Annotated in this window: 5 protein-coding genes; 4 read left to right on the top strand and 1 reads right to left on the bottom strand. The window is 55.6% G+C overall.

Annotated elements, in window-relative coordinates:
* Window positions 1-28: 28 nt before the first annotated feature.
* Window positions 29-865: a formate dehydrogenase accessory sulfurtransferase FdhD gene (gene fdhD, locus E0L21_RS23490; protein WP_131413673.1), complete on the bottom strand. Its 837-nt coding sequence runs from the start codon at window positions 863-865 to the stop codon at window positions 29-31.
* A gap of 241 nt (window positions 866-1,106) precedes the next feature.
* Here fdhD and fdnG point away from each other — a divergent pair, with 241 nt between their 5' ends.
* The 4 genes from fdnG to fdhE are packed head-to-tail and all read left to right on the top strand — an operon-like array spanning window position 1,107 to window position 6,630.
* Window positions 1,107-4,157: a formate dehydrogenase-N subunit alpha gene (gene fdnG / locus E0L21_RS23485; RefSeq protein ID WP_131413672.1), complete on the top strand. Its 3,051-nt coding sequence runs from the start codon at window positions 1,107-1,109 to the stop codon at window positions 4,155-4,157.
* Window positions 4,158-4,169: 12 nt separating this feature from the next.
* Window positions 4,170-5,072 (top strand): formate dehydrogenase subunit beta, encoded by a 903-nt coding sequence (fdxH, locus tag E0L21_RS23480; protein ID WP_131413671.1) that lies wholly within the window; start codon window positions 4,170-4,172, stop codon window positions 5,070-5,072.
* On the top strand, window positions 5,069-5,704 hold the full coding sequence (fdoI, locus tag E0L21_RS23475) for a formate dehydrogenase cytochrome b556 subunit (RefSeq protein WP_017459690.1): 636 nt from the start codon (window positions 5,069-5,071) through the stop codon (window positions 5,702-5,704). The genes fdxH and fdoI overlap by 4 nt, the downstream gene beginning before the upstream one ends.
* On the top strand, window positions 5,701-6,630 hold the full coding sequence (gene fdhE / locus E0L21_RS23470) for a formate dehydrogenase accessory protein FdhE (RefSeq protein ID WP_131413670.1): 930 nt from the start codon (window positions 5,701-5,703) through the stop codon (window positions 6,628-6,630). The genes fdoI and fdhE overlap by 4 nt, the downstream gene beginning before the upstream one ends.
* The last annotated feature ends 110 nt before the right edge of the window (window positions 6,631-6,740 follow it).

Here is a 6,740-nt window from a genome sequence, read left to right as displayed (position 1 = left end):
TTCTCAACATTCAACTTTTTTGACCAATTCACACGCCAATTAATCGCTGCGGATGGGTATAGATTGTCGCCCTGCCCGGCTTGCAAAAACCCACCAGCGTCAGGTTACAGCGCTGCGCCACTTCTACCGCCAACGTTGTGGCGGCGGAGACGGCAAACAGGATCTCAACGCCGCACATGGCGGACTTTTGCACCATCTCATAGCTGGCGCGGCTGGAAACCAGCACCGCACCACGCGCCCAAGCTTGCGCTTCTCGGGCGCGATGACCAAGCAGCTTATCCAGCGCGACATGACGCCCGACGTCTTCATGCCCTCCCGCTAACTCACCGGATGGCAGCATCCAGGCAGCGGCGTGCGTGCAGCCAGTGAGCTGACCAACAGGCTGGAAATCGGTTAAATGCGCCAGCCCGGCATCCAGCGCCTGCAAATCAAAGGTCTGGGTAAAAGGCAGTGGCGTGATGGGCTTGCCAATGTCATTGAGCTGCTCAACACCGCATACGCCGCAACCGGTACGACCAGCCAGTGCGCGTCGCCGCTCTTTTAACCCCATAAAACGGCGGCTGGAGAGTTCAATTTGCACCTCAAGGCCGTTACAGGAGGGCACGACATCCATCCCGTAAATGTCTGATGCGTTTTCGATAATCCCTTCGGATAAGGAGAAGCCGATTGCGAAGAGCTCAAGATCTTTTGGTGACGCCATCATCACCACATGCGAAATACCGTTGTACACCAGCGCGACAGGCACTTCCTCCGCCAGCATGTCCGGCACGGCGTGCTGCAAATCAGCGCGTTTCCACAGGCTAACCTCACGGGCTCCTGTGACTGATGTTGCATTTTTGTGCTTTTTTGTCTGTAAATCGTTCACTTTGTCTTAACCGTTATCGAACAAGCGTATCAACATTATGGTATTCTCCGCGCATATCCCTTGGGGAAAAGAGGGAATAGCAGCAGTTCTGAACCTTCCACGGCAGAATGAGCATACCTACATTGTGGTATTCTTCGTTGCTAATCCCCCAGGATATGAGGGATTAACAGCAATTCTGAACCTTTGCGAAAACCACCGCAAAGAAAAAACGATAAGAGTAATGTCGAACCAGGAGCAAACCATGCAGGTCAGCAGAAGGCAGTTCTTTAAGATCTGCGCTGGCGGTATGGCAGGAACCACGGCAGCGGCGCTGGGCTTTGCCCCGAGTGTTGCGCTCGCGGAAACACGGCAGTATAAGCTGCTGCGCACCCGCGAAACCCGTAATACCTGCACATATTGTTCCGTTGGCTGTGGGCTGTTGATGTACAGCCTCGGCGACGGAGCAAAAAACGCCAAAGCGTCAATCTTTCATATCGAGGGCGACCCCGATCATCCGGTAAACCGTGGGGCGCTGTGCCCGAAAGGTGCAGGTTTGGTGGATTTCATCCACTCTGAAAGCCGCCTGAAATACCCGGAATACCGCGCGCCAGGCTCGGATAAGTGGCAACAAATTTCGTGGGATGAAGCCTTTACCCGCATCGCCAAATTAATGAAAGCGGATCGTGACGCCAACTATATCGCGCAAAACGCGGAAGGGACCACCGTCAACCGCTGGCTGAGCACCGGGATGCTGTGCGCATCCGCATCCAGTAATGAAACCGGCTATTTAACGCAAAAATTCACCCGCGCACTCGGCATGTTAGCCGTCGACAACCAGGCGCGTGTCTGACACGGACCAACGGTAGCAAGTCTTGCTCCATCTTTTGGTCGCGGTGCGATGACCAACCACTGGGTCGACATGAAAAACGCCAACCTTATCGTTGTGATGGGGGGGAACGCGGCAGAAGCGCATCCGGTGGGATTCCGCTGGGCGATGGAAGCCAAGATCCACAATGGCGCGAAGCTGATTGTTATCGATCCGCGCTTTACGCGTACCGCCTCTGTTGCGGATTTCTATGCGCCGATTCGTTCCGGTACTGACATTGCCTTCCTGTCAGGCGTGTTGCTGTACCTGATGACCAACGAAAAATATCAGCGCGAATACACCGAAGCCTATACCAACGCCACGCTTATCGTGCGTGAAGATTTCGGCTTCGAAGATGGTCTGTTTACCGGCTATGACGCAGAAAAACGTAAATACGACAAAACCAGCTGGAACTACGAACTGGATGAGAAAGGTTTCGCCAAACGCGATACCACGCTCACCCATCCGCGTTGCGTGTGGAACCTGCTGAAAACGCACGTCTCCCGTTACACGCCAGAAGTGGTTGAAGACATCTGCGGGACGCCAAAAGCGGATTTCCTGAAGGTGTGCGAATACATTGCCGAAACCAGCGCCCGTGATAAAACGGCGTCGTTCCTGTATGCACTTGGCTGGACGCAACACTCCGTTGGCGCGCAGAACATCCGCACCATGGCGATGATTCAGTTGCTGCTCGGCAACATGGGGATGGCGGGCGGTGGCGTGAACGCCCTGCGCGGTCACTCCAACATTCAGGGTCTGACGGATCTTGGCCTGCTGTCACAAAGCCTGCCGGGCTATATGACGCTGCCAAACGAAAAACAGACCGATCTCCAGACCTATCTGACCGCCAACACACCTAAACCGCTGCTGGAAGGCCAGGTAAACTACTGGGGCAACTACCCGAAATTCTTCGTTTCGATGATGAAATCCTTCTTTGGCGACAAAGCGACAGCGGAAAACAGCTGGGGCTTTGATTGGCTGCCGAAGTGGGACAAGGGTTACGACGTCCTGCAGTACTTCGAAATGATGAATCAGGGCAAGGTCAACGGCTATCTCTGCCAGGGCTTTAACCCGGTGGCGTCGTTCCCGAACAAAAATAAAGTTGTCGCCTCACTGTCGAAACTGAAATTCCTGGTGACGATTGACCCGCTCAATACCGAAACCGCAAACTTCTGGCAGAACCACGGCGAATTTAACGACGTCGATCCGTCGAAAATTCAGACCGAGGTGTTCCGTCTGCCGTCGACCTGCTTCGCGGAAGAGAACGGTTCTATCGTTAACTCGGGTCGCTGGTTGCAATGGCACTGGAAAGGCGCGGACGCCCCAGGCGATGCACTGAACGACGGCGAGATCCTGGCGGGCATCTTCCTGCGCATGCGTAAAATGTACGCGGCAGAAGGTGGAGCCAACCCGGAACAGGTGCTGAACATGACCTGGAACTACTCGACGCCGGAAAACCCGTCGCCGGAAGAAGTGGCCATGGAAAGCAACGGTAAAGCGCTGGCGGATATTATCGATCCGGCAACCGGCACCGTGCTGGCGAAGAAAGGCGAGCAACTGAGCACCTTCGCTCACCTGCGCGATGACGGCACCACCTCAAGCGGTTGCTGGATTTTCGCCGGGAGCTGGACGCCGAAAGGCAACCAGATGGCTAACCGCGATAACGCTGACCCATCGGGCCTCGGTAATACGCTGGGCTGGGCATGGGCATGGCCGCTTAACCGCCGCATTCTCTACAACCGCGCCTCAGCCGACCCGCAGGGCAACCCGTGGGATCCGAAGCGTCAGTTGCTGAAATGGGACGGCGCGAAATGGGGCGGCGTGGATATTCCGGACTACAGCGCTGCCGCACCTGGCAGTAATGTCGGGCCGTTTATCATGCAGCAGGAAGGCATGGGCCGCCTGTTCGCACTCGATAAAATGGCGGAAGGTCCATTCCCGGAACACTACGAACCGTTTGAAACGCCGCTGGGCACTAACCCACTGCACCCGAATGTGGTTTCCAACCCGGCCGCCCGCGTGTTTAAAGGCGATCTGGAAGCGATGGGTAAAGCGGATAAGTTCCCGTATGTCGGCACAACTTACCGTCTGACCGAGCACTTCCACTACTGGACCAAGCATGCGCTGCTTAATGCCATTATGCAGCCGGAGCAGTTTGTGGAAATTGGCGAAAAACTGGCGAACAAGCTGGGCATCGCGCAGGGCGATACGGTGCGCGTCTCCTCCAACCGAGGCTATATCAAAGCCAAGGCGGTGGTGACCAAACGTATCCGCACACTCAACGTGCACGGTAAGGAAGTCGATACCATCGGTATTCCTATCCACTGGGGTTATGAAGGTGTGGCGAAGAAAGGCTTTATCGCCAATACGTTAACGCCGTTTGTCGGCGACGCGAACACCCAAACGCCGGAGTTTAAGGCGTTCCTGGTGAATGTGGAAAAGGTGTAACGGAGACGACTTATGGCTTATCAATCGCAAGACATCATCCGTCGTTCCGCGACTAACGGTTTCACTCCCGCGCCGCAGGCGCGGGATCACCAGCAGGAAGTGGCGAAGCTTATCGACGTCACCACCTGTATCGGCTGCAAAGCCTGTCAGGTGGCCTGTTCCGAGTGGAATGACATTCGTGATGAGGTGGGGCATAACGTCGGGGTGTATGACAACCCGGCGGATTTGACCGCCAAATCGTGGACGGTCATGCGCTTCTCGGAAGTGGAACAGAACGACAAACTGGAGTGGCTGATTCGTAAAGATGGCTGCATGCACTGCGCCGATCCTGGCTGTCTAAAAGCATGCCCGTCAGAAGGGGCTATCATTCAGTATGCCAACGGCATTGTCGACTTCCAGTCCGAGCAGTGTATCGGCTGCGGTTACTGCATCGCCGGGTGTCCGTTCGACGTGCCGCGCATGAACCCGGAAGATAACCGCGTCTACAAATGTACGCTGTGTGTTGACCGCGTGACCGTGGGCCAGGAACCGGCGTGTGTGAAAACCTGCCCGACCGGCGCTATCCACTTTGGCTCCAAAGAGGATATGAAAACGCTGGCCGGCGAGCGCGTAGCGGAACTGAAAACCCGTGGTTACGACAACGCGGGCCTGTACGATCCAGCGGGCGTTGGTGGTACGCACGTGATGTATGTGCTGCATCACGCCGACAAGCCGAATCTGTATCACGGCCTGCCGGAGAACCCGCAGATCAGCGCGACTGTGAAGTTCTGGAAAGGTATCTGGAAACCTCTTGCGGCGGTCGGCTTTGCCGCGACCTTCGCTGCCAGCATCTTCCACTATGTCGGTGTCGGTCCGAACCGTGCAGAAGAGGAAGACGATAACCTGCATGAAGAGAAAGACGAGGTGCGCAAATGAAAAAACGTGACACCATCGTGCGCTACACGGCGCCAGAGCGCATCAATCACTGGGTCACCGCCTTCTGCTTCGTGCTGGCGGCGGTGAGCGGGTTGGGGTTTTTCTTCCCTTCCTTCAACTGGTTGATGGGGATTCTGGGTACGCCGCAGCTGGCGCGCATTCTCCATCCGTTCGTCGGCGTGGTGATGTTCGCGTCGTTTATAATCATGTTTTTCCGCTACTGGCACCATAACCTCATCAATAGGGATGATATCTTTTGGGCGAAGAATATTCGTAAGATCGTCGTCAATGAGGAAGTGGGTGACACCGGGCGCTATAATTTCGGTCAGAAGTGTGTTTTCTGGGCGGCGATTATTTTCCTGGTGTTGCTACTGGTAAGCGGCGTGGTTATCTGGCGCCCTTACTTCGCGCCAGCGTTTCCCATTCCGGTGATCCGATTAGCGTTGATGGTGCATTCATTTGCCGCGGTCGCGTTAATTGTGGTTATTATGGTGCACATTTACGCCGCCCTGTGGGTGAAAGGCACGATAACCGCAATGGTGGAAGGCTGGGTTACCAGCTCGTGGGCGAAGAAACATCACCCGCGCTGGTACCGGGAAGTTCGCAAGACAACGGAAAAATCGACTGAATGAGTATTCGCATAATCCCGCAAGATGAGCTGGAGAAGAGCGATAAACGCACGGCGGAAGTTATTCCGCCGTTATTATTCCCCAGACTGAAAAATCTCTATAACCGCCGCGCAGAGCGTTTGCGTGAGCTGGCAGAGAGTAACCCGCTGGGTGATTACCTGCGCTTTGCTGCGCTTATCGCCCATGCCCAGGAAGTGGTGCTTTACGACCATCCCCTGCACATTGACCTGACTGCATGCATTAAAGAGGCCGCTGAGCAAGGCAAACCGCCGCTGGACATTCATGTGCTGCCGCGCGATGCGCACTGGCACAAGCTGCTACATTCGCTGATCGCCGAGCTGAAGCCGGAGATGAGCGGCCCGGCGCTGGCGGTCATTGAGAACCTGGAAAAAGCCTCTGCACAGGAACTGGAAGCGATGGCCAGCGCGCTGTTTGCCGCTGATTTCGCCTCCGTAAGCAGTGATAAAGCGCCTTTTATCTGGGCTGCGCTGTCGCTCTACTGGGCGCAAATGGCCAGCCTTATTCCAGGCAAAGCACGCGCGGAATATGGTGAACAGCGCCAGTTCTGCCCGGTGTGCGGCGCAATGCCGGTTTCCAGCATGGTACATATTGGCACAACGCAAGGGCTGCGTTATCTGCACTGCAATCTGTGCGAAACCGAGTGGCATGTGGTGCGCGTCAAATGCAGCAACTGCGAGCAAACCCGTGATTTGCACTACTGGTCGCTGGATAACGAGCAGGCGGCAATCAAAGCGGAAAGCTGTGGCGACTGCGGCACTTACCTGAAGATCCTCTATCAGGAAAAAGACCCGAACGTCGAGCCGGTCGCGGACGATTTGGCCTCGCTGGTGTTAGATGCTCGCATGGAACAAGAAGGTTTCGCCCGCAGCTCCATCAACCCGTTCTTATTCCCCGGCGAAGGGGAATAATCTCCTCCAGCCCTTGCCTTTCTGGCAAGGGTTGTCAGTCTCTCTTTTTACTTTCCCTGGCACTGTCATTTCGCCGTCTGTTATTAAAAATCAGCCGTTCCCATTTACGC

Origin of the sequence: Kosakonia quasisacchari (assembly GCF_004331415.1) — a bacterium.
Taxonomy (GTDB): domain Bacteria; phylum Pseudomonadota; class Gammaproteobacteria; order Enterobacterales; family Enterobacteriaceae; genus Kosakonia; species Kosakonia quasisacchari.
The sequence above is the reverse complement of the archived record's forward strand: the minus strand, read 5'-3'. Positions and strand labels throughout refer to the sequence as shown.